We start from the raw sequence: 20,276 nt of genomic DNA, 5'->3' as shown, positions 1-20,276 counted from the left end.
AAGGAAAGCCTCGTGCTGCTGCAACAAAAAGCGGCGTACGTATTTCTTATTCGGAAGAAACCCTGCAAAAGGAGAGCAAGCGCATCACGCTCAGCAACGCAAGCATGATGGCGGGCGACGCCCTGCGCAAGATCCTGCGGAATACCCATCTGCAATACCGGCTGTACGGCACTTATATCATTATCGATGAAAAGCCGGCAGACCTGAAACCGGGCAAGGTGTTGGGGAAGGTGATCGACGAAAAAGGAGAACCCCTGCCCGGTGCGACCATCAAGGTCATTCAAACGGGACAAGCTATTCAATCTGCAACAGATGGTACCTACCAGTTGAGCCTCGTTCCGGGCACTTATACCCTGGAAGTCAGTTTTGTGTCTTACCAAACCAAACGGATCACAGAGCTGATTATTAGCGAAGGAAAGCTTACCCAGCTGGATGTCGCCCTCCAACCTGCGAACAACGCACTGAACGAAGTGGTGATCAGTTCCAGCTATAAAAAAGCATCGGTAGATGGCCTGTATGCCCGCCAGAAAAACAATGCCGGTATTACCGACGGGACATGCCGAACAGATTGCCAGGACGCCCGATAAGAACATAGGCGAAACGCTGAAGCGCATCAGCGGCCTTTCTACCGTGATAACAATACGTCGTCGTACGCGGATGAGTGAACGATACAACGGCGCCATGCTGAACGGGCAGCTCATCCCAGCACCGAACTCAACCGCAAGCATTCCCTTCGATATCATACCCGCCAACATGGTCGAGAACGTCGTGGTCAGCAAAACCATCACCCCCGATCTCAGCGCAGAGTTCGGCGGGGGCCTGGTCGGCGTGGAAACCAAGACCATTCCTACCGAAATTTCCTGACGATAACCGCTGGGGAAAGTTATAACAATAAGACTACCGGCAAATTTCACCGGGCTGAAGATCGAAAAAAAGGAATATTTCGGCGCGATCCCGGATCACCGGAAACTGCTCGGGCGCACGGACTGGCAAAGCAGCCAGGACATCGTGGCCGCCGGTGCGGTTTCTGCTAAAACATCGCGAATAACTGGGCCTTATACCGGTACAGTCCGCCCGTATCGCCTAATTTCAAGCAGCCTACGGACATATATCCCTTAAAGGATGACAAACGGATCGGCGTATCGCTTCGCCGGCTACCGCAATACCTGGAAACGCAGGATGTGCGCATGACCAGGACGGCTATGAGCCTACCAATATGAATTGACCAATTTGCCGGTAAGCGTTATGATTAATGTAAACTCAGCGGTCTGGCCGGAATCGGCTATACGACGCTAAAACAAGCTCAGCTACCAGGCGCTCTATTCCGTACCTGACCAGTTGTAATACTGGGCACCGGTGAAAACAGCAAAGGCCCGGGCGGTTGTATGACCTCACCACCTATACGGCTTATGGCAAAACCAGCTCAAAGGCGAACACCGCCTGGCAGCAAGGCATAAGATCAACTGGAGCGGCAGTTACCTGTTCTGGACAAGCAAAAACCGGATAACCGCGCGATGACTTCGGCTACTTCCCCAACCTGACGACCTTTTTCGGGCAATATGATTTACCGTGGCTCCGCGGAGATAATTCAGCGAGGCGTATTGCGCGGTGAACGCGCTTATGAAAAAAATCTGACTGGAGCTGCGCTTCGGTGCCTTTGCCTCAACGCCGGTAAGTTAAAAGTAAGCAACACCTAAAAACCGGTACGCAGGCTGGCTAAGGACAGGCTGTTCTGGTATAATACGACCTCTTCCCGCTTGGCAACAACCAGCCGATCAGCGAACGCTTTGACCCGGTCATTAACCGCAGGTGAAATCAATTCCAGCAAATTCAATGACGGTTATAAAGGCAAGAGGCCGTCTCATAAGCAATTATGAGGCGGTTTTTTATGGAATATATTGGATTGTGCTATAGGGCTGAAGCTCTATTGTGCAATATTCGTTTCTGATCGATCTAAGAGCGTTTTTGGAAAAAGGGGGCGAAAAGCCTCAGGCTTCCACTTTCTGAGGTTATGACGATGGATAACAGGCCTATTTCGACCTCGGTTTTGGACATGCCTTTCAGCAAAAGCGCCTGAACCATGATTAGCTTCAGTTGGGCAAATACCGGTTCCACATCGGCAGGCCTTCGCTTTCGGTATTTGATGCCCTGTTCTGTATTTAATCTTCCTTTGCTTCCTGCTTGTTGTTTTCTCAGGGGAATGGTTCACCCTCAACGATCCGGTTGCCCTGCCGCTATGGCATACGCCACGCATGGGGCAGTTATACATTCTTTGCCTGGTAACGGCTGATCAGCTGTACATGGCCCGATGTGGTTATTCTTTGACCTCACCGATATGTGCCATCCGCTGGCCCATCGGGCAAGGTCAGGTAGTTTTCCCCTTCGTTGTAATGCAGGCTGTCATTACTGAACGCTTTGATGCCTTCCTTTTGTTCTTTGTCGAACGTATTGTACTTGATATAGGCTTCGATGCCTTTTTGCTGTAAGATGCCGTAGTTCTCGTCTGAACCGTAGCCGGCATCGGCCACAACTGCTTGGGGAAGTGTGTTGTATAGTGCTTCGTATTGGTCTATGTGAGATGGCAGGGTCTGATAATCGGTAGAGGTTTGATGCAGGCTGTAGTTAAGGATGAACTGATCTTGTGTGGATATTTGTAGGTTATATCCAGGTTTAAGCTGCCCGTTCAGCATGTGGTCTTCCTTCATCCGCATAAAAGTCGCATCCGGGTCGGTCTTTTGAAAAGCTGTTACGGATACCTAACTGCTTTTCCTGCTGGTCATAACGTTCCAGGTTTGCAGGCCAGTTCTTTCTGGCATAGTTCAGCTTTTTGTTTGACCTGCTTGCTTACTTCTTCCTTGTCGTTCAAAGCGGCATCGATCTTAGCTATGGTTTCTTTTACTTTTTCAGGGTTGATCTCTTCAAAAGATATTGGCGTGGTATCTTTTAGTTCTTCTGCCGCAAGGCCTTGCGCGTACTTCCATAGTTCATCCAGCTGGCTTTTGATCTTCTCTTTACTGTTCTTGATGCTTTTGCCCCATACAAAGGTGTATTTGTTCGCCACCGATTCGATCTTGGTGCCATCGGTAAACACAGTCTCTTTAAGCGAAACGATACCCTGTTCTGCCAACAGCAGTACAATCTGAGAGAAGATCTGCTTTAAGATACCCGACAGCTTTTCGCTCCGGAAACGGTTTATGGTATTGTGATCGGGCTTCTTCATCCCCAACAGCCACATAAAGTGGACGTTCTGTGCCGCCTGGTCTTCCAGCTTTCTTGATGAATAGGTATTGGTCAGGTAACCATACACCAGCAGTTTCAGCATCAGCCGCGGGATGGAAGCTTGATGCCCCGCCGCCTTTATACTTGCGGTTGATCGGTTTAACGTCTATCAAGTCAACTACTTGTTTGACTATGCGTACCGGGTGGCCCTCAGGTACTAACTCCTCCAGTTTATACGGTAAAAATGTTAACTGGTCAGGGTCATATGGCTTAAAAACTACTTTCGCTCCCATGCCTTTAAGTTAACAAAAATCACTCTAAAATAACAAGAGGCTGCCTCACTTTTGAGACAGCCTCTTGTTCATTGGTATGGCTTCCGGGGCTGGATCGATCAATAATTTTAACGGTTGCCTCCTCGGTGTAAGAACCATCTCCCGGAGACTCCACGATGAAAATATTATCATTATCATTTTCACCTGGATAATAAGTAGTGGGCCAGGAAGTCGTATGGTGCTGGAACAGCGCGTATCCATCACCTGCTGAAATATGGTTATCTCCGGCAGATGCTGTCACGGTCCACTCACCCGTATCTCCCCAGCCGGTTAGCGTATAGTTATAACTTTCCTCAAACGAGGATTTGATGTAAACGGTAAGCGGTGCTGTTAGGGTGTAGGGCGTAGTGCACGCCGCATCAGAATAAAACCGGACAACCAGATCGCCTGTACCTTCATCCCATTGATCATAATAAGGGCCATAAACGAGGTGGCTGTAGTTCTCGATCTCTATCCGTGCATAGATATCCGTTGCCGATGCTACCATCGAAAAACAAGTTAATACGAGAATTAGCAACATGCTTTTTTTGAAGAAGTTTTTCATGTGTTTTTTGTTAAGGTTAAGAAAATTGGTTTATCGACCCCAAGTTACAAATGGGATAATGTTTGGATATCAATTCTTTAAATTAAGTAGGTGGGAGCGGTTTCATTTTTGGGGAACGTTCCCTATTCTCGTTATTAAGGGTGGGATGGCGCGTACCGGAAATATTCCGGAAAATGGGGTGCCCTTTAAGTTATTTTGAATTTATTCAGTCAGGAACCTGTTTTGGCAGATATGGTTCGATTTTTTGTAAAAAAATACGTTTCGACGGAAACGAATATCAAACCACTCTACTTAATGAAATAGCTGCTCTTATCTATCAGATTAACAGTTAGTTATTATCGAAAAAAAAGACAGGCAAATCGTAAAATTTACACTTGTTCCGCCTTTTGTGCACTCCAAGCTACAGATTTCAAAAACACCAATCTTCTTAAGGCTAAAGCAATAATTAATCTATAGTATCTATGGAATTATAGATTAATTGTATGTTTTCTAAGTAACTGAAAGGAATGAATAACGTTAATTTATCGTTATATTCGTTATTTAAAATAAAGGTGGCAAATTTTGAATCGCAAACGGAACAGGAATTGATATCCTTATTAAAGGATGATAGTCAAAGTGCGTATACTGAAATTTATGACCGCTACCAGGGCCTGCTATATATTTATGCCTGTAAGATCACCAAAGATGAAAGCGAGGCAGAAGACATTGTTCAAGAGGTTTTCTTTTATCTTTGGGATAAACGCCATGCCATTTCGTTTCAAACCTCTTTATCGTCTTATTTATATAGTGCAGTAAGATATAAGTTTTTTAATTTACTCGATCATAAGAAAGTAAGAGCAAACTATGCGGAGTCTTTTCAAAAATTTATGAACGATGAGCCTATTCAGGCAGATTATATGGTTAGAGAAAGGGATTTTGTTAAGCTAATTGAAAAAGAGATCGCTCTTTTGCCCCAAAAAATGCGCGAAGTATTTGAATTGAGTAGAAAACATCAGCTTTCAAGGAAAGAAATTGCGCAAAAGTTATCTATTTCTGAAAAAACAGTAAAAAATCAGGTAAGTAATGCCTTGAAAGAGCTACGCATCAAATTAGGTATGCTGACTTGTTTGCTATTCTAATGAAATTTTAACTTTTTTTTTGTTAATACGCTGAGATAATGTTACACTTTTGTGCCAAGTGTATGTTACAGTTTGGTATCGGATATCACTGTTGTTATTAGTAATACCAACTCTCTATTTCTTGTAGCTGCTTAAAGATAATTTTGCTGCGCCAACAATTGTGGCTGCCGTGATCCATCGAGTTGATATTATTATCGTAATAGTAGAAGTTATCGTCCGGGTCAAAGTCATAAAGGAACCTATTGATTCGCTCATCTTTCATTCTGACGGTATATTTATCCAACTCCTCAATTTCAAAGTGATCCGGTGCAAGGTTACGATTGGGGCATTCAGCGTTTTCAAGCATCGTTTCCAAGAACCATCCGGGGCAGCCTCTGAAGTAGGCCAGGACATCAAGGTTTTTCAAACTGTGTTTATTGCAAAGATTGGTAAAGCGGTGCGGCCAGTTCTCCAGTAGCCAAAAGGCCATATAAAACAGGTTTGCCCGCTGTTTGATCTGTATCTCGTGAATCTCCTGCCGGTGCTCATGACGATTCAATTCCGGCACGCTGTGACGGCCGTACACGTCTTTGATAAAGCCGAGAAGCTTGTTTTCTTTAGTCCGGCTGAGCAGCAGGCAAACCATTTGATACAACACGCTGAAGTAGCTAACGGAAGATATTTCTCCGTTGCCTCGTTCCATGATCTGGTAAATAGCTTTTTGCATACGGACGAGATGAGCCGGCGCTTTTTCAGAGTCAACTTCGCTGATATTTCCGCCGCATTCGTGACAGGTCAACAAATATTCATCAACTGTTTTATCTATCGCTTTAGCTAATGCCTCGCAATGTATAGTGCCACCGGATTTACAATGCGGGCATGTTTCTCTCAGGTAACAACCGCAATCCGGACAAACGAAAGAAACAGCCAGCCGCCATTGTTTTTTAAAGTAGACGGGCTTATCTGACGCCTTAAAGCAGCCGGGACAATAGAGTAACCCAAACTCGCTGTTGCCGTTATCATACAGGCGTCCTTTGGAGATGTATCGTTTATGAGTCCATATTCCCGGTATGATCTCATCTGATTTGGGTTCATAAAGTTTGCCGTCGTAATATTGCAACGTGGTATTGCTGATCTCGCTGGCTGCGCAATTAGTGCAGGCTGCCAATGTTTCAATATATTCCTTGTTAAAGGAACGGTCAACATTCCAGTTGTTGGTTTCCCGGCGGGTCAATAACGTTTTTAAAAGCCTGGCCTGGGTCAGGCCGTGATCGAAAGAAAGCCGGGTGAGCCAACTGCTCAATACTTCATCAGGATAGGGTTTTGTAAAAGCTGGCAATAACTGGCTTTTATCGCTGAATACAGAAAAGCTCATAACAACATACTTTCATATTGGCGCTGCCGGTTGGCGGGACCGACATAATTGATCTTGGTTAGCAGGGAAAGGTCGATACATTCTTTGCCACTTTTTATCGCCAATACCGCAGCTTTTTTCAGGATGGTCGATATCTCACCGATGGTGCCGCCCGACATACTTAGTATTTTTATAGCGATCTCTTCTTTGGTCAGGTTAGAACGTTCTTTTAGCGGGAACATGGCCTCGAAGCTGCTCAATAGCCGGAAGTATTCACCGTCAGGTTTCCAGGTCGGCAGTACGGCGGGTTCAAAACGGTTAGCCAGTTGCTTATCTGTATTAATAGCGCTAAACGCGTCGCGTATGCCTGAACCGATAATAACGATCTGTAACTCGTTGGATAAGTATTTGATCAGGTTAAGGAATGCCCTTTGGCTCAGGTAAGCGCCTGCGAGGATATGATGTATCTCGTCAATAATAAGGATCTTGGTTTCTACTTTTTTCAGGATTCGGATGACCTGTAACTGGAGCATGGCGTTGCTGCCATTCGGCGAAAAGGGTGCATTCAAAGCGCAAAGGATGTTGGCGTAAAACGCCTTTTCGTTGGGTGTCGGCGGTGCCTGTACATACAATACCGGTATAGTGATCTGCTTGGTTTCCGGCGTGATCACCGGTTTATAAGCGTCAAAGAACTTTTGCAGCAATAGGGTCTTGCCATTATTGGTTGGCGCAACCAGCAGCATATTTGGCATCCTGAAGGTCCGGGGATGGTGCATCAGGTCTTCCATCGTCTGCAATATATTTTTAGCCCTGGGGTAACCTATCCACCTGTCGGACAGGATATATTCAATACGTTCGTCTTGTTCATGTTTTACATTAGCTGTAGGATTTGTTTCGGTTAAAAGGATCATGTTCTAAGTCTTCAAATGGGAGATAGATTATAGTAGGGTCATACTTGAATTCGGTTTCAACTGGCTCCGGTTCCTCCTCACTGAACTGGTTACGCACGCTTTTCTTTACCGCCTGCTGTTTGCGTGCCCGGTTCCTTTGTCTTTTGGCTACCGCTGTCAACGTAGCTGCATTATCTTCAATTCTTTTTAAGCGGTCGTATGCATCAAAGATGATATCTTCATTAACAGTCATGATACCTTGAGCATTCAGGTCTCGGATAATCCGTTTATGTTCCCAAATAGTCATTGCCGGATGCCCGGTATTCCGGTACGGTATCATAAAGTATTGTTCCAGGTCAGGTTCCCAAAAGTAGATTGCGCTGATGTCGCGCGGGTCTTGCTTAAAGGCAAACTTCCGCAGTATCCGTGGCCTGGCATTCGGGTCTTCATAAGCATGCACCCATTTGCGCAGCACATCATGGTAATAATTGATATGGTCAATTTGCACACCATAACGCTGCACCGTCCTTTCCACGAACGGCATAAAGTCCAGCTTTAACTTCAGCTCATTTTCAATTGGATCGCTTTGTCCAATGCCGATCTGCTGGTCATTCCCGATTATGCCATGCATATATTTGGCAAACGGTGTCATGCCGATACCACTATGCAGTTTTTGATGATAAACGCTTACGATGTAGGTTGCCTGGAGATTATGATGAATGAGACCACACCATTTCGGCGCAAGCAAGAGGGGTCAATATCATTGGTATATCCACGAATCCCTATCTGTACACCTTTACTGCTAGTGTTAAGTTAAATATAATATGACGTATAAAAGCGTATATTTGTAAAACAAATTACAGATGGTACGTTATACGATAAAACTTACAAAAGAGGAGGTTGGAGAGTTATACTCGATAATCAACAAGGGCTCCCATAGTTCTCAAACATTCCGGACAGCCTATATACTATTGAATTGTGATGAAGGGGAATATGCGGAGAAAATAACAAATGAACAGATCAGCAAAGTCCTGAAAGTAGGGATGCGAACGATAGACCGGGTGAAGAAAAAGTTTATTGAAGAGGGTTTTGAAGGTGTTTTAGATCGTCGCCCCACCAGCCGTGTTTATGAAACAAAATCAGATGGCGATGTAGAAGCGAAGCTGGTTGCCTTGTGTTGCAGCGAGCCGCCTGAGGGGTTTGCTAAATGGTCATTAAGGCTACTCGCCGATAAAATGGTAGAGTTGGAATATGTAGAAAGTATTTCGCATGTAACAGTAAGAAGTGTGCTTAAAAAAACGAACTTAAGCCTTGGAAAGTAAAGGGCTGGGTAATACCACCGGAAAAAAGCAGCGAATTTGTAGCCAATATGGAACGCGTATTGGATGTATACAAAAAACCTTATGATGAGGAATTTCCGGTTGTATGTATGGATGAGTCGCCAAAACAATTGATAGAAGAAGGGCAGCCCTCTCAAGCCATGAAGCCTGGCCAGGAGGCAAGAGTAGATTACGAGTACATAAGGCATGGGGTAGTCAATATATTTATGGCCAACGAGCCTTTGAGGGGCAAGCGCTTTGTAGAAATTACGGCGTTTAAAACCAAAAAGGACTGGGCTTTATTCGTAAAAAGAATAGCAGATGAATGGTACCCGACAGCGAAAAAAATAACTTTAGTAATGGACAATTTTAAAACCCATTCGGCCTCTGCATTTTACGAGACATTTGAACCAGCCGAAGCCAAAAGGCTATGGGATAGGTTTGAGTTTGTTTATACGCCCAAGCATGGAAGCTGGCTCAATATGGCCGAGATAGAATTGCATGTATTGAATGGGCAATGCCTAAACAGGCATATTTCAACAATGCTGAAGATCAATGAAGAGGTAGCGGCATGGCAACACAACAGAAATAATAAGAACAGCAAAATTAACTGGCAGTTCGAAAATAAAGATGCGCGAATAAAACTGAAAAGACTTTATCCGTCATTACACGATTAACATAACACTAGATTAGGCGCTGATGAAGTTAAAAGCTATTTTGGTATGCGTAAAATAAGTGTAGCCAAAGATGAAAAAGGAATAGACCGGATTTGTCTAAATAACAAACCCTACTTCAATTTGGGTACACTGGACCAAGGCTTTTGGCCGGATGGCTTGTATACCGCGCCTACCGACGAAGCATTAGCCTTTGATATCAAAGCTATTAAAGCCATGGGCTTTAATACAATCAGGAAACATATCAAAGTTGAACCTGCAAGGTGGTACTATTGGGCGGACAAATTGGGTATGCTGGTTTGGCAGGATATGGTAAACCCTAATCAAGAACTGCCTGAAGGCAGCAAACAGGAGTTCGAAAGAGGGATGCACGAAGAAATGCAGCAATTGCGTAACTACCCATGCATTACCACGTGGGTGCTGTTCAATGAAAAATGGGGACAATACGATCAGGAAAGGCTGACCAAAGAAATGAAAGAAGCAGATCCCAGCCGTATCGTTAACGGCCATACAGGAGAACTCTTGTATGTGAACGGCCAACTGCGCTCACCAAGTCCTAACGCTTATGTAAACGCGGATATGACTGATGTACATGCTTATCCCGACCCTATGATGAGCGTCAAACAACCCGGTAAGGCACAGGTTTGTGGTGAGTTCGGCGGTATCGGGGTATTCATACCCGATCACCAATGGCAAACAGGCAGTTCATGGGGTTATATCCAGGAAAAGCCAGCTGCGTTAAACGCAAAATATACCATCATGCAGCAGCACCTGCAAATATTCCAATCAGAAGGCTTATCTGGTAGTATCTACACCCAACCCTTTGATGTGGAAGGGGAACAGAATGGCCTGATGACTTATGATCGGTCGGTTGTTAAAATACCGTTCGTAGAACTAAGGAAAATCCATAGCAAGCTGAATCCGGATGCTAATACGAACGTACCTGATGTTACGGCGGAGGATGCCGACCTTACCGAACCGGGTGTTAAATACAGCGCCATGCTGGATGAATATATCAAAGGCAACCGTGATGCTGCTTTCCTAAAAAGAATGGCGATGATGGCGACACAGGCCGGAGATAAACCAGGGGCTGAGTTAGCGGGGAATGCATATATCAAAACATTAAAAGCACCGCTTTATGAAGATGATTACAGTTTTGTGATCCAGTTTACCAAAAGTACACAGGACCCCGGTTTTGCTTTGATAATCGCAGATTCTGTTGCATTTAAAAAGATCCAGGGCGCCCGAAAATTTGCGACTTCAATGATGAATATGATTTACAAGGGGGAAATGGAGCCGCTGATCAATGCAAGCCCGGACCCTGATTGGAAACTCATAGAAGAAAAAGTTAAACCCTATGGTGATCCGGCCGAGGAGATCCTTTTAAGAGCTAAAACAGTAGCTTTTTATAATAAACAGGATTGGGGTAATTATGTGCCTGCGGCAACAACCTACCTGCAAAAGTTCGGCAAAAATATTGCAGAAAATGAGAAGACTATGTTTCAGCAAGCTATAGATCAGCATCAGTAAAAACAATGAAAACAAAGAGATTTTGGGGACAGCCCTGGCTATGCCTTTGCCTTGTTGGTTTGTTCCTCGCCAGCAGTTGTGCATCGACCAGATCAAACGCCCGCAATAATTCAAGCCGTCAATACCGCTTTAACCTTGTGTTATTGCCCTGTTATGACCAAACCCTGTTCGACTCGGTAAACAGCAGCGATTTCGGCGCAAATTTGTTTAACGTACACCAGGAGCCCCGGCATGTCGCGTTCGTGCTGCGCCTGGCAAACGAATACGAAATGCAGCAAATCCGCAGCTACTGGCTTAGCTCCGGCATTGTCGTAGAATCCGTTTTACCGGAACACCAGTAATAAATAGCCAGTTTAATTGTAGGAGCAGCGGCCGCGAGGGGCGCTGCTTTTAAAAATCAGAAAACGCCATGCTAACTGACAACAACAGCGAACCGCCACCCGTTTTTGAATATTTTCATACAGGGTATACGCCGCCCGATCTGCAGCAGGTCATTTCGCTGCAAAACCTGATCGAAGTGCATTTTCGGCAGGAACGGGATCTGGAGTTCTATGCGGGAAAGATGCACCTGACCCTTCCACGGCTCAATAATTTGACGAGGGCGCATTTGGGTAAAACACTTTACGAACTGTTGCAGGACCGGCTGCATGAAGAGGCAGAGAAGCTGTTAAAGCATACGACGCTAACTGCCAAAGACATCGCGTATGAGCTCGGGATGAACGACCCGGCCTATTTCTTCCGCTGTTTTAAACGGGTGACGGGAATGCGGCCACGGGAGTTCCGCAAACAGGCCCGTATGATGTAAAAGACATAGCCTTTTTACGCACAATAGGCTTGTGGGGTATATATTTGTGCTATCTTGGTTACTTGAATCTTATGAAACCACCGATAGCCTTCAAAAAGAATTATCCCTTTGCCTTGTGGCTTTTTTGCTGCTTGGCTTTCTTCCTTTTTTTTCGCCGGGCGGTGGACGGTGTGCTGGATACATTACTTGTCAAGCCGCTCTTGTCGCAGTTTGAAAATACGGTATTCGCCAATGGTGTGTTGATCATGCTTTGCGTGGGTATTGCTATTTGGTTATATCACTATGGTAGCAATAAATTCAATAGGGTCGTAGGGTTAATTTCGGTCTTTTTATATGCTTTGATGCGGTCCGACGGTTACTGGCAATTCCAGTCCTTCGGACTTTTCCCGCTGCTTAAAAACTGGGACTTCGTTGCAGCGGCTTTGATCGCCCCGGGAATTATAGCTTTGTTTTTGCGTAAAAGGGTGGCGAGCCATGAACCGCAGCCGGAAAGCTTTATCGAAGAACGGGCCATTGAATCCGGCAGCGAGGATACCTTTCAGCGCTCGTCCGTGGCGGCCGAAGTCGCTCGCCGGATCAGTATTACACCGAATAGCAGGTCATTTGCTATTGGGATCCTGGGCGAGTATGGCAGCGGCAAGACGTCTTTTATTAACCTGATCAAGAGCCACCTCGACCCAGCGAAGACCGAGATACTGGACTTTAATCCCTGGAGTGCGGAAGGCGCTGCAAATATCCAGAGGGATTTCTTTGACCAGTTGTCGGCAAAACTATATGAGCTTAATCCCCGCATTGCAAACCTGGTCGTTGGTTACTCACGGAAATTGAGCCGGACGGATTCTTCTTTTAACAAGTTTCTCAGGGAAGCTGGTCTTGCCGGCAGCCTCTTCACCAGGAAGACCTATACCGATGACTTTGAGCGGATCAACCAGCTGCTGGAAGACTCGGGCAAGAAGATCGTCATTACCATCGATGACCTGGACCGTTTGTACAAAGACGAAGTGATGGAAGTATTGCGCCTGATCCGCAACACCGCCAACTTCAGCAATATTTTTTATTTGGTGGCTTATGAGCGGAGTTACATCGATGAGGCCATCAAATCGGTCAATGCCAATGCGGCCGGGAGCTTTTTGGACAAGATCATCCAGCTGGAAATACCGCTGCCTAAACGGGAAAAGGATGACCTGCTCGATTTGCTGGAGACTTACCTGGCACCGTTTATTACCGCGGAACACCTTAATGCCTACAAAACCCATATTGTGGACACCGGCTTTCGCAACAAGTACAATTTCGCTTTTGAGCGGGTATTCCGGCAATCGAGGGATGTCATCAAGTTCATCAATAATTTTAAGATCACTTATCAGCTGCTGGGCACCGAGGTAATGTTTGAGAACTTGTTCGTGCTGGAACTCCTTAAATTCCGGTTCCCGCTGATCTACGACCGGCTGTATGAGCACCGGGATGACTTTATCCGTGACTTTCCTACGATGAGCTCTCATGAAGTATTTTACGAACTGCGCATCTATAGCGAAGATAAGGAAGAATTGCCGCTCATCCTGCGTACGTTGCGCAGCGAGCAGTATTACAGTGAAGCCGATATCGCGCTGATCGGCGGGCTGCTCAATAACCTGTTCTTTAAGTTTGACCGTTCCAAAAAAGCCAGGAATGCCATTATCTACCCGATGTTCTTTGAGCGCTATTTCCGCTACCGGCTTTCCGGCAAGGAGCTGTCGGAAAAGACCTACCGCGCAGCGCATGACGGTGGCCTTGCGGGTATCAAAAGCTTTATCGATGAATGCGAACAAAAGAACTTGCTTACTGAACTGGACAGGCGCATCCTGCAGGAAAAACCGGAAGATAAAAAGGCTTATGAATTGAAGGTAAAAAGCCTGTTTTACCTCGGCCCAAAATATATCGCGCAAAAAGGCAGGTACGCGATTGATCACCAGGCGATCACCACCCTGATCTGGAATTACGACCATAATTTGGATAAACAGTTTTATAAAAAGGATGAAGCCGCTTACCGTTCCTTTGTCGACAGCTTGTTTACCAGCGCCATGTTCCCCTACCAATTTGAGCATGAAGTGCTCTATCATATCAAAGACGGCGTTAAGGACATTTCGCTGAGCCGGGGAAGGATCGTAGAACTCCAGACCCATTATTTTAGCGAGCATGTGAAACAGGCCGGGCTGACCAAAGATGCCGTCTTTATGTTCTGGTGGACGAAGTATAAAGAGTTTGTGCCCTTGCCTGACAATCCCGACCTCGGACATTACCATGAGCACATTGAAAAACCCATTGTTGCGGTGATGAAGTCCGTCCTGCCGGAATATGACCCCTTCCAGTTCCTGAAGTACACCATCAAGCACGATATACGCGATAAGGATATTTACTTCCTGCAGCCCATCATGCTCGAAATATTCGATGAGCCGGAAGAGCTGCGGGCGCTGGTAGCAGGGCATGCTTTGCTGGCCACTGACGTGAAAGCCGAATACCTCGCCTTATTTGATGCCTGTAAAACGCAGGACTTTAAAGGCTGGGTGGAATTTGAGCTGAACACCGCGCTAAAGGCCGCCAGAAATAAAGAAGAAGATTAGGGCAAAGGCTGTTTCAGTCTTACCTCTCCGGCGATACGTTCAGTCGTGGCGGTCCGGTTAAAACTACTTTTGCATTTAACCCTGTTAAAAGTTTCCAGTTTACAGGAAAAGTCACTGAACCCAAACCAACTGTCAAGTATGAGAAAGCTTTTGATATGAATGTAATTTATTTCGAGCATTCGGTGATCTTTAAACAAAAGATCAGGTTGATTCAAGGGAAAGTTGTCGTCAAGGGCAGTTTAAACTTCATAGTTTGTAATGATAAATAGTGCCTCCCGCCGGAGGATGTAAACTTTTCAATACCCGTCAACTAAAAGCGAAACACATGAAAAATCAACGATTTTGGGCATTGCCCTGGCTATGCCTTTGCCTTATTTGTTTGTTGGTTATGGGTAGCTGCGCGGTTAATAATACTGCGGCAGTGGGTAATACAGGCCGCTTGTATCGGTTTAATTTGATACTGCTTCCGGGTTATGACCAAACCGTGTTTGCTTCAGTGAATAGCAACGATATCGGTGCCGAGTTGTTCAGCAACAGCCCCGGCACGTCGCTTTGGTTCTTCGTCTGTCAAACGAATACGAAATGCAGCAATTGCGAAGTTCCTGGCTTGGCTCAGGCGTCATTGTTGAATCTGTAATACCGGAACACCAATAATAATAGTCAGTTTAATTGAAAAACAGCGCCCGCGAGGGGCACTGTTTTAAATAGAATTTGCATCGACGCACGCTACACCGATAACCTCTTCCATATTTTCCTCACAGGTATGACTGGCGACTTTGCCCCTTGCTCATGCCTTGTAACTCCCCATGCTGCTCTTAATGGTCAGCTAATTCAGCGAAGGGAGAAACAGAAACGGGGCGGTCAGTAAAGAGGTCATTTGTGTTGTAGCTTTATCGGCAGTTATGACTTGCTTGGTTCTCACTTTAATGTTTTATAGAAAGGGACAAGTTAAAACCATGCCTATTAACTTGCCTCCCTAAATTTTCTCAATAATTTATAAATCCAAATTGGCGATTAAGCGCAAATCAGATAGGAAAAAGTTCGAAATTTGTATAGTATCCACCACTATTTTGGGCAAGTTGTCAACTTTGTTGGCAACTTTTTTTATGGACTTTGCCTTAAATCCTATTATTCGTTGATCCGATTAGTTCGATGTTCTAATCCGCTAAAACCGATATTTTGGGGATGGATCGAACTAATTATCCGCCTTTTTATTTCAAAATCACCATGTTTATACCTGTCAACCAACACTTTAAGGTTCGATAAAAGTCCAGTTAACTTCTGATCGACCATTTTAGTAGATAGAATAATATCGGGCAGCTTTTTTTCAAGTGAATTAATCTCCGTTTCACATTGCGATTTAACCGCCTGGAAATCCGCATGGGTGAACTCCCCTGCCATGAAATGATCCCTGGCCTGGGTGATACGCGCGTTCAGTGCCTTGATCTGATCAACCACGTGTTTCTGACTATATTCTCCATTATTGGAATGCCTACGAAAACCTTTACTGATGCATTCCCGGTAAAAGAAATCGTATTCTTCCTTGATTGTGATCTTCTTAGTTTCTTTATCTACAGCCTGATTAACGCCCTCCGCTTTGATACGCCATTTACAGGCGAGGCCACAGTGATAATAATGGTAGTACTGTCCGGCCTGTCCTTTGGATGCGCTACCCGTTAATTTACGGGTGCATTTGGGACAATCTAAAAAGCCCCTCAATAACAGGTAGTCGGAAGATAATTTGATGGAAGTCGCTTTTCCTTTGATATTGCCATTAAGTACATCCTGTGCCCGGTAAAATATGGCTTCACTAACTAAAGGCTCGTGCTGGCCACCGGCCAAAAAAGCTTCTTCATCTTTGTACTTGGGTACGGGGATTTTGCCGCAGTAGACCGGACTGCGCAGTATATTGCAGAAGTTATTATAACCGCAGGTGATACCGTTTTCTTTTGCCTGTCTGTAGATCTCCCGCAGCGTAAACTTACCTTCGGAAGCGTCTTTAAATGCCTTTCTCATAGCAGAAGCAACAGGTTCCTTCGGGGCAATATATTTGCGTCCGTTAGCGATCAGGTTAGCATAACCTACAAGGGCGGATGATGTCCAGCGACCTTCTTTCTTAGCCCGTCTGATACCATGAAAAACATTTAGCCCCCGGCGGTCATTCTCCACTTCGGGGGCGGCAAGATAAAAGGCCAGCATCATTTTGTTTTCCGGTATTTCCAGGTCAAGCGGTTGCTCAATAGACTGCGGCTCAATACCAAATTTGTGAAGCAGGTTGATCATATAATAAGCATCACCCTATTTCTACTAAACCTATCCCACTTGGTAAAAAGGATCAGGTCGGTTTGACCCCGATGTTTACGCAGATCGACCAGCATTTTCGACCATACCGGGCGATTAAATGTTTTAGCCGAATGATCTTCGTAGTAGACTTTACCAACCTCTATAGCTTTTATTTCACAGTACCTGCGTAATACTTCTTCCTGGTTGCGTTGGGAGTAACCTTTTTCGGCTTGCTCATCGGTGCTCACCCTCACATATAATGCTGCTTTTTTCATGTTTTTAGCCTTTTAGTACACTACCAATTTAAGGTTTTTCAGGCAAATTTCCGTCGTATTTTTCTATATATTTACAGAATTATAAACCTTAAACCCTTTAAAATGACCGCTATTGAAAATTATTACGACCTATTGCACTAAATAGAAATAAGCGATTTTAAAATTGGTTTATATGCTAAAAACCCCAAGGAAAAAGAGGATTTAATCAAAAAAGTTGGTTTCTAAAAGCGTCTTTTGAACCATTTTCAATTCAAGTCTAAATCTGCCAATCGTTTCAAATCATAAAAGAAATGGTGTGTTATAATTAAAGTCTGCACCACTATTTTAGGCTAGTTGTCAACTTTGTTGGTAACTTTTTTTATGGACTTTGCCTTAAATCCTATTATTTAAGAATTCCTGATAGCCAAACCTCAAAAGCTAGGCTTTCCTCTTCTATCCATTGTTTTGATTTGATTTGCTCTTGGATCAATTCCTTTTCCTTTAGATTAAAATCCATCTCATTTAGTCCGGAAATTGGTAAGTGATACTTCCAATCGCTGTTATGATATGGGCTATCGACAGCTAAACGTTGTGTTGTTGCCTGTGGATATAACAAAATGAGATTACCCTTTCCCTTGTACCGACAAGTGCCTGCTCCGGTATAGCAAAGCGTCAAAAGTTATTTATAAGAATCTGAAAATTCGATCAACGTTATCCTTATAAGTTTTACCAATTGGTATTTCTGTTTTGCCAATCCATAAACGATTTTCCTGAATTTTATAAACCTGGTTTATATTGATCAGAAACGACCGGTGTACCCGTACCAAACTTTCTGCAAATGCCAGCCTGTCTTCTAAAAAGCTAAGATTTTCACTAAACAAAATTTCTTTGGCCTCGGTTGATGCTTTTTCCTGGTAACTTAGGGAGCAATAACTTCTATCGGCCTGTAGGTACAAAATATCTTTGATCTGTATTTTTTTATAGCCATGACTTTCCTTTACAAAAATGCTATCGTTTACCAAGTATGAGGTTTCATGGTCCTTTTTTAGTTTCAGATCGTGCTTTTTAAGAGCCTTTATGGCCAGATCAATAGCGATGGAGATATCCATACGCGAAAATGGCTTGGTTACGTATTGTACGGTATTGGTTTCGTAAATAGCCTTTTTTCGTAAATATTCATCCTGGTTATCAGTTACATAAATTATGGGCGCGGTGCTTATCTTCCTTAATTCCATTGATGTTTCAATGCCATTCAATTTACCGTTTAGTTGGATATCCATAATAATTATATCAGCCAAACCCGATCTGAACTTTTCCAGCGTTTCATTCCCCGACCGGAACATAGCAGGTACATCATAACCCATTCCAATCAGGATGGATTTCAGCGACTCGGCAATAATTAATTCGTCTTCAACAATTATTATCTTCAGTTTATCCATTTATATAGCAATGTAAAAATCCGTTCGAAATGCGTTTTTTGCCATTTGTAATGAAATTTAATACCTCCGTAGATATTTTTTCCTTACGCCCAAGCATCCGCTTAATTTAAAATAAGAAATTGAAAAACAAACATTTATAGCTAGCAAGCTAATAAAAAAATATAAATATCAAATTGTAAAGACTAAAAAAAAACAGTTTATCAAAAATAGTAAAATTGGTGCTTTTGCTGGCCGTTACTTTCCATTTGCCATGCAGAGGTACCCAAAACTATGCTATATCCGGCAAAAGAGGCTTCACCGAGAATACATTGGCCCACACCTATGATTTATCTAAGAACTTAAAACACAAGCCCAATAGCATGAAAAAAGCACTGATATCAATAATAGCGATTGCGATAGCCGCCAATTGCTATGCCCAAAAAAAAACACCAAAGTAAGTTTTGAAAACATTAAAGAAGAATGCAGGGTACTCCCACTACAAAAAAGGGTGAGGCTAACGGTTGCCTGCTTTAATGTAACCTCCGATGTAAATAATCCGCCAAACGATTTTGGAGCTAAGCTGGCCGCCATACTTACGAATGGATTGCAACAGGTAAATTGTTACCGCGTACTCAGTACTTTAAAAGACAGCAGGGATATAAATGACGAGATAAAGTATGGCCAGGGAGCTTATACCAATAAAAACCGCACCAAAAAAGGCAAGCAACTGGGTGCATAAGTTGTTGTTACCGGCGAGATAACAGAGTTCGGTATAAAAAATTCAGGTATCGGGGTGGATTTATTGCATGTGGGCTCAAACAAAGCAAAAATTGGTTTCATTATAAAGATCGTTTATCCCGAAACGAGGGGCGTGATCCTTATCAAATCCATAAACGTTTAGGGTAGGGCGGGGGTGGCACCTCGTGCGGTCTATTTGGTGTTAACCTGCTAAGTGCGGTAACCAACGATCCTGCGGTTGCCAACGCCTGTGAACAAGGTATTAGACTGGCCGTGGAATACATTGCCGCCCAAAAAGATGTGTTGCAACTCTAAAATACTTCGGAAGGAAAGGCACCCGGGCAGGATGGCCTAAATGAAACCCAGATTACTCTGGCAAACGCGAATTATACCTCGTTTACTCAGTGGGCAAAAATAATTGCTGGTACCAGATTATATAAATCCATGGAAAAGGAGCTTGAAAGAGGCGTGCCCCAATCTAATGTGAGCCATAACGGCAGTACCGATGACCTGCTCAATCAAATTAACGACCGGCTTGGCCCGGCTTTTAAAGTAGCTGGTTTTGGCTAGGGTTAGATTGAATTAAAAGGCAAATAAACAATTTCACACATATAAATAAACAATCATAAAAAAACAATTCCTTAGCACAATTTGCTTAGTTTCATTTATTACAATCGGCGCGTTTGCCCAAAAAAGTGAGAGTGCGTTTTCAAAAGACAACAGCCTGTTAAACATAGGCGTTGGTTTAGGTAGTCCGTTTTTTGGTAGTGGCTATTCCTCGTCGCTTCCTGTTAAGCCCATCATTTCGTTTGAAAAAGGCGTTATCGACGAGATCAGCGTGGGCGGACAGAGGTCCTACGCCAGTAGTAAATATTCGGCAAGCTACTATGGTTATGGCTATATTTATAAGGTCAGTGCCACCTATATCGGGGCAAGGGGCTCTTACCATTTAAATGACGCGCTTAATATTAACAGCAAATTCGACCTTTATGGCGGCCTTAGTTTGGGCTATGTTGTGGTAAACCTAAGCGACAGTGATGCTATGCCACAAGCGTAGCCAGTGGTGCCGGCTTTGGCGCCTTTGCAGGCGTCAAATATTACTTTGCAACCAAAATAGGGCTATTTGCCGAAGTTGGGTATCAAAGGCTTTCGTTTTTGAGCGTGGGTGTAAACTTTAAATTTTAATTACGGCTGATGAACAGCTTGCGGATTAAAAAAACTG

Annotated in this window: 20 protein-coding genes and 1 pseudogene; 12 read left to right on the top strand and 9 right to left on the bottom strand. The window is 44.2% G+C overall.

The features are described 5' to 3' along the window. Together BDD43_RS29640 and BDD43_RS30325 are read left to right on the top strand one after the other, a co-directional pair. A partial coding sequence (locus tag BDD43_RS29640; protein ID WP_147425774.1) for a carboxypeptidase-like regulatory domain-containing protein occupies positions 1-587 on the top strand: 587 nt, incomplete at its 5' end. A 94-nt stretch (positions 588-681) separates the two neighbouring features. After that, positions 682-864, top strand: coding sequence for a hypothetical protein (locus BDD43_RS30325; protein ID WP_162847197.1), 183 nt, complete (start codon positions 682-684; stop codon positions 862-864). A 1,089-nt stretch (positions 865-1,953) separates the two neighbouring features. Here BDD43_RS30325 and BDD43_RS29630 read toward each other — a convergent pair. Beyond that, positions 1,954-3,512 (bottom strand): annotated as a pseudogene (locus BDD43_RS29630) (IS1182 family transposase). A 19-nt stretch (positions 3,513-3,531) separates the two neighbouring features. Further along, positions 3,532-4,095, bottom strand: a complete 564-nt coding sequence (locus BDD43_RS29625) for a hypothetical protein (protein ID WP_147425772.1) — start codon at positions 4,093-4,095, stop codon at positions 3,532-3,534. 506 nt (positions 4,096-4,601) lie between these two features. On the opposite strand from BDD43_RS29625, the gene BDD43_RS29615 reads away from it, so the two are divergent. Then, on the top strand, positions 4,602-5,213 hold the full coding sequence (locus tag BDD43_RS29615) for an RNA polymerase sigma factor (protein WP_147425531.1): 612 nt from the start codon (positions 4,602-4,604) through the stop codon (positions 5,211-5,213). Positions 5,214-5,310: 97 nt separating this feature from the next. Here BDD43_RS29615 and BDD43_RS29610 read toward each other — a convergent pair whose 3' ends face one another. The 3 genes from BDD43_RS29610 to BDD43_RS29600 are packed head-to-tail and all read right to left on the bottom strand — an operon-like array spanning position 5,311 to position 8,184. Then, positions 5,311-6,567 carry a TniQ family protein gene (locus tag BDD43_RS29610; RefSeq protein ID WP_121195521.1) on the bottom strand — a complete coding sequence of 419 codons (1,257 nt, stop codon included), beginning with the start codon at positions 6,565-6,567 and terminating at the stop codon, positions 5,311-5,313. After that, positions 6,564-7,457 carry a TniB family NTP-binding protein gene (locus tag BDD43_RS29605; protein ID WP_121195520.1) on the bottom strand — a complete coding sequence of 298 codons (894 nt, stop codon included), beginning with the start codon at positions 7,455-7,457 and terminating at the stop codon, positions 6,564-6,566. Before BDD43_RS29605 ends, BDD43_RS29610 begins: the two co-directional genes overlap by 4 nt. Then, entirely contained in the window at positions 7,423-8,184 is a 762-nt protein-coding gene (locus BDD43_RS29600) for a Mu transposase C-terminal domain-containing protein (protein WP_147425771.1), read from the bottom strand. Before BDD43_RS29600 ends, BDD43_RS29605 begins: the two co-directional genes overlap by 35 nt. Positions 8,185-8,299: 115 nt before the next feature. Here BDD43_RS29600 and BDD43_RS29595 point away from each other — a divergent pair. The 6 genes from BDD43_RS29595 (at position 8,300) to BDD43_RS29565 (ending at position 14,998) form a co-directional block, all read left to right on the top strand. Then, a protein-coding gene (locus tag BDD43_RS29595) for an IS630 family transposase (protein WP_233276784.1) occupies positions 8,300-9,432 on the top strand; the annotation gives its coding sequence in 2 pieces (ribosomal slippage) (positions 8,300-8,729 and positions 8,729-9,432; 1,134 coding nt in all). Between the two features lie 45 nt (positions 9,433-9,477). Then, complete coding sequence (locus tag BDD43_RS29590) at positions 9,478-10,959, top strand: glycoside hydrolase family 2 TIM barrel-domain containing protein (RefSeq protein WP_121201815.1); 1,482 nt, start codon at positions 9,478-9,480, stop codon at positions 10,957-10,959. Positions 10,960-10,964: 5 nt separating this feature from the next. Beyond that, on the top strand, positions 10,965-11,300 hold the full coding sequence (locus tag BDD43_RS29585) for a hypothetical protein (RefSeq protein ID WP_147425770.1): 336 nt from the start codon (positions 10,965-10,967) through the stop codon (positions 11,298-11,300). 68 nt (positions 11,301-11,368) lie between these two features. Further along, positions 11,369-11,764 carry a helix-turn-helix domain-containing protein gene (locus tag BDD43_RS29580; protein ID WP_121201813.1) on the top strand — a complete coding sequence of 132 codons (396 nt, stop codon included), beginning with the start codon at positions 11,369-11,371 and terminating at the stop codon, positions 11,762-11,764. A 71-nt stretch (positions 11,765-11,835) separates the two neighbouring features. Then, a complete protein-coding gene (locus BDD43_RS29575; RefSeq protein ID WP_121201812.1) occupies positions 11,836-14,361 on the top strand; it encodes a KAP family P-loop NTPase fold protein in 2,526 nt (841 codons plus the stop codon). A gap of 325 nt (positions 14,362-14,686) precedes the next feature. Then, positions 14,687-14,998, top strand: coding sequence for a hypothetical protein (locus BDD43_RS29565; RefSeq protein WP_147425769.1), 312 nt, complete (start codon positions 14,687-14,689; stop codon positions 14,996-14,998). A gap of 491 nt (positions 14,999-15,489) precedes the next feature. Here the strand turns inward: BDD43_RS29565 and BDD43_RS29560 are convergent, their stop codons facing one another. The 4 genes from BDD43_RS29560 to BDD43_RS29545 all read right to left on the bottom strand — a co-directional run bounded on the left by BDD43_RS29560 (position 15,490) and on the right by BDD43_RS29545 (position 18,337). Further along, positions 15,490-16,644, bottom strand: coding sequence for a recombinase family protein (locus BDD43_RS29560; RefSeq protein WP_121201809.1), 1,155 nt, complete (start codon positions 16,642-16,644; stop codon positions 15,490-15,492). After that, the gene (locus BDD43_RS29555) at positions 16,641-16,919 is read right to left on the bottom strand and encodes a recombinase family protein (protein ID WP_121201808.1); all 279 of its coding nucleotides are present in this window, start codon (positions 16,917-16,919) and stop codon (positions 16,641-16,643) included. Before BDD43_RS29555 ends, BDD43_RS29560 begins: the two co-directional genes overlap by 4 nt. Before the next feature lie 382 nt (positions 16,920-17,301). Further along, positions 17,302-17,514 (bottom strand): hypothetical protein, encoded by a 213-nt coding sequence (locus tag BDD43_RS29550; RefSeq protein ID WP_147425768.1) that lies wholly within the window; start codon positions 17,512-17,514, stop codon positions 17,302-17,304. A 67-nt stretch (positions 17,515-17,581) separates the two neighbouring features. Continuing rightward, positions 17,582-18,337 (bottom strand): LytR/AlgR family response regulator transcription factor, encoded by a 756-nt coding sequence (locus BDD43_RS29545; RefSeq protein ID WP_121201806.1) that lies wholly within the window; start codon positions 18,335-18,337, stop codon positions 17,582-17,584. A 406-nt stretch (positions 18,338-18,743) separates the two neighbouring features. Between BDD43_RS29545 and BDD43_RS29535 the strand changes: the two genes are divergently transcribed. From BDD43_RS29535 to BDD43_RS29530, 3 genes are all read left to right on the top strand, one after another. Then, on the top strand, positions 18,744-19,055 hold the full coding sequence (locus BDD43_RS29535) for a hypothetical protein (protein WP_121201804.1): 312 nt from the start codon (positions 18,744-18,746) through the stop codon (positions 19,053-19,055). Between the two features lie 443 nt (positions 19,056-19,498). Continuing rightward, the gene (locus BDD43_RS30945; protein WP_262707442.1) at positions 19,499-19,624 is read left to right on the top strand and encodes a hypothetical protein; all 126 of its coding nucleotides are present in this window, start codon (positions 19,499-19,501) and stop codon (positions 19,622-19,624) included. Positions 19,625-19,892: 268 nt separating this feature from the next. Beyond that, the gene (locus BDD43_RS29530) at positions 19,893-20,111 is read left to right on the top strand and encodes a hypothetical protein (RefSeq protein ID WP_121201803.1); all 219 of its coding nucleotides are present in this window, start codon (positions 19,893-19,895) and stop codon (positions 20,109-20,111) included. The last annotated feature ends 165 nt before the right edge of the window (positions 20,112-20,276 follow it).

The organism is Mucilaginibacter gracilis, assembly GCF_003633615.1.
In the GTDB taxonomy this organism is placed as follows: Bacteria; Bacteroidota; Bacteroidia; order Sphingobacteriales; family Sphingobacteriaceae; genus Mucilaginibacter; species Mucilaginibacter gracilis.
Note: the sequence above shows the minus strand (reverse complement) of the source record. Positions and strands in the feature narration are given on the sequence as shown.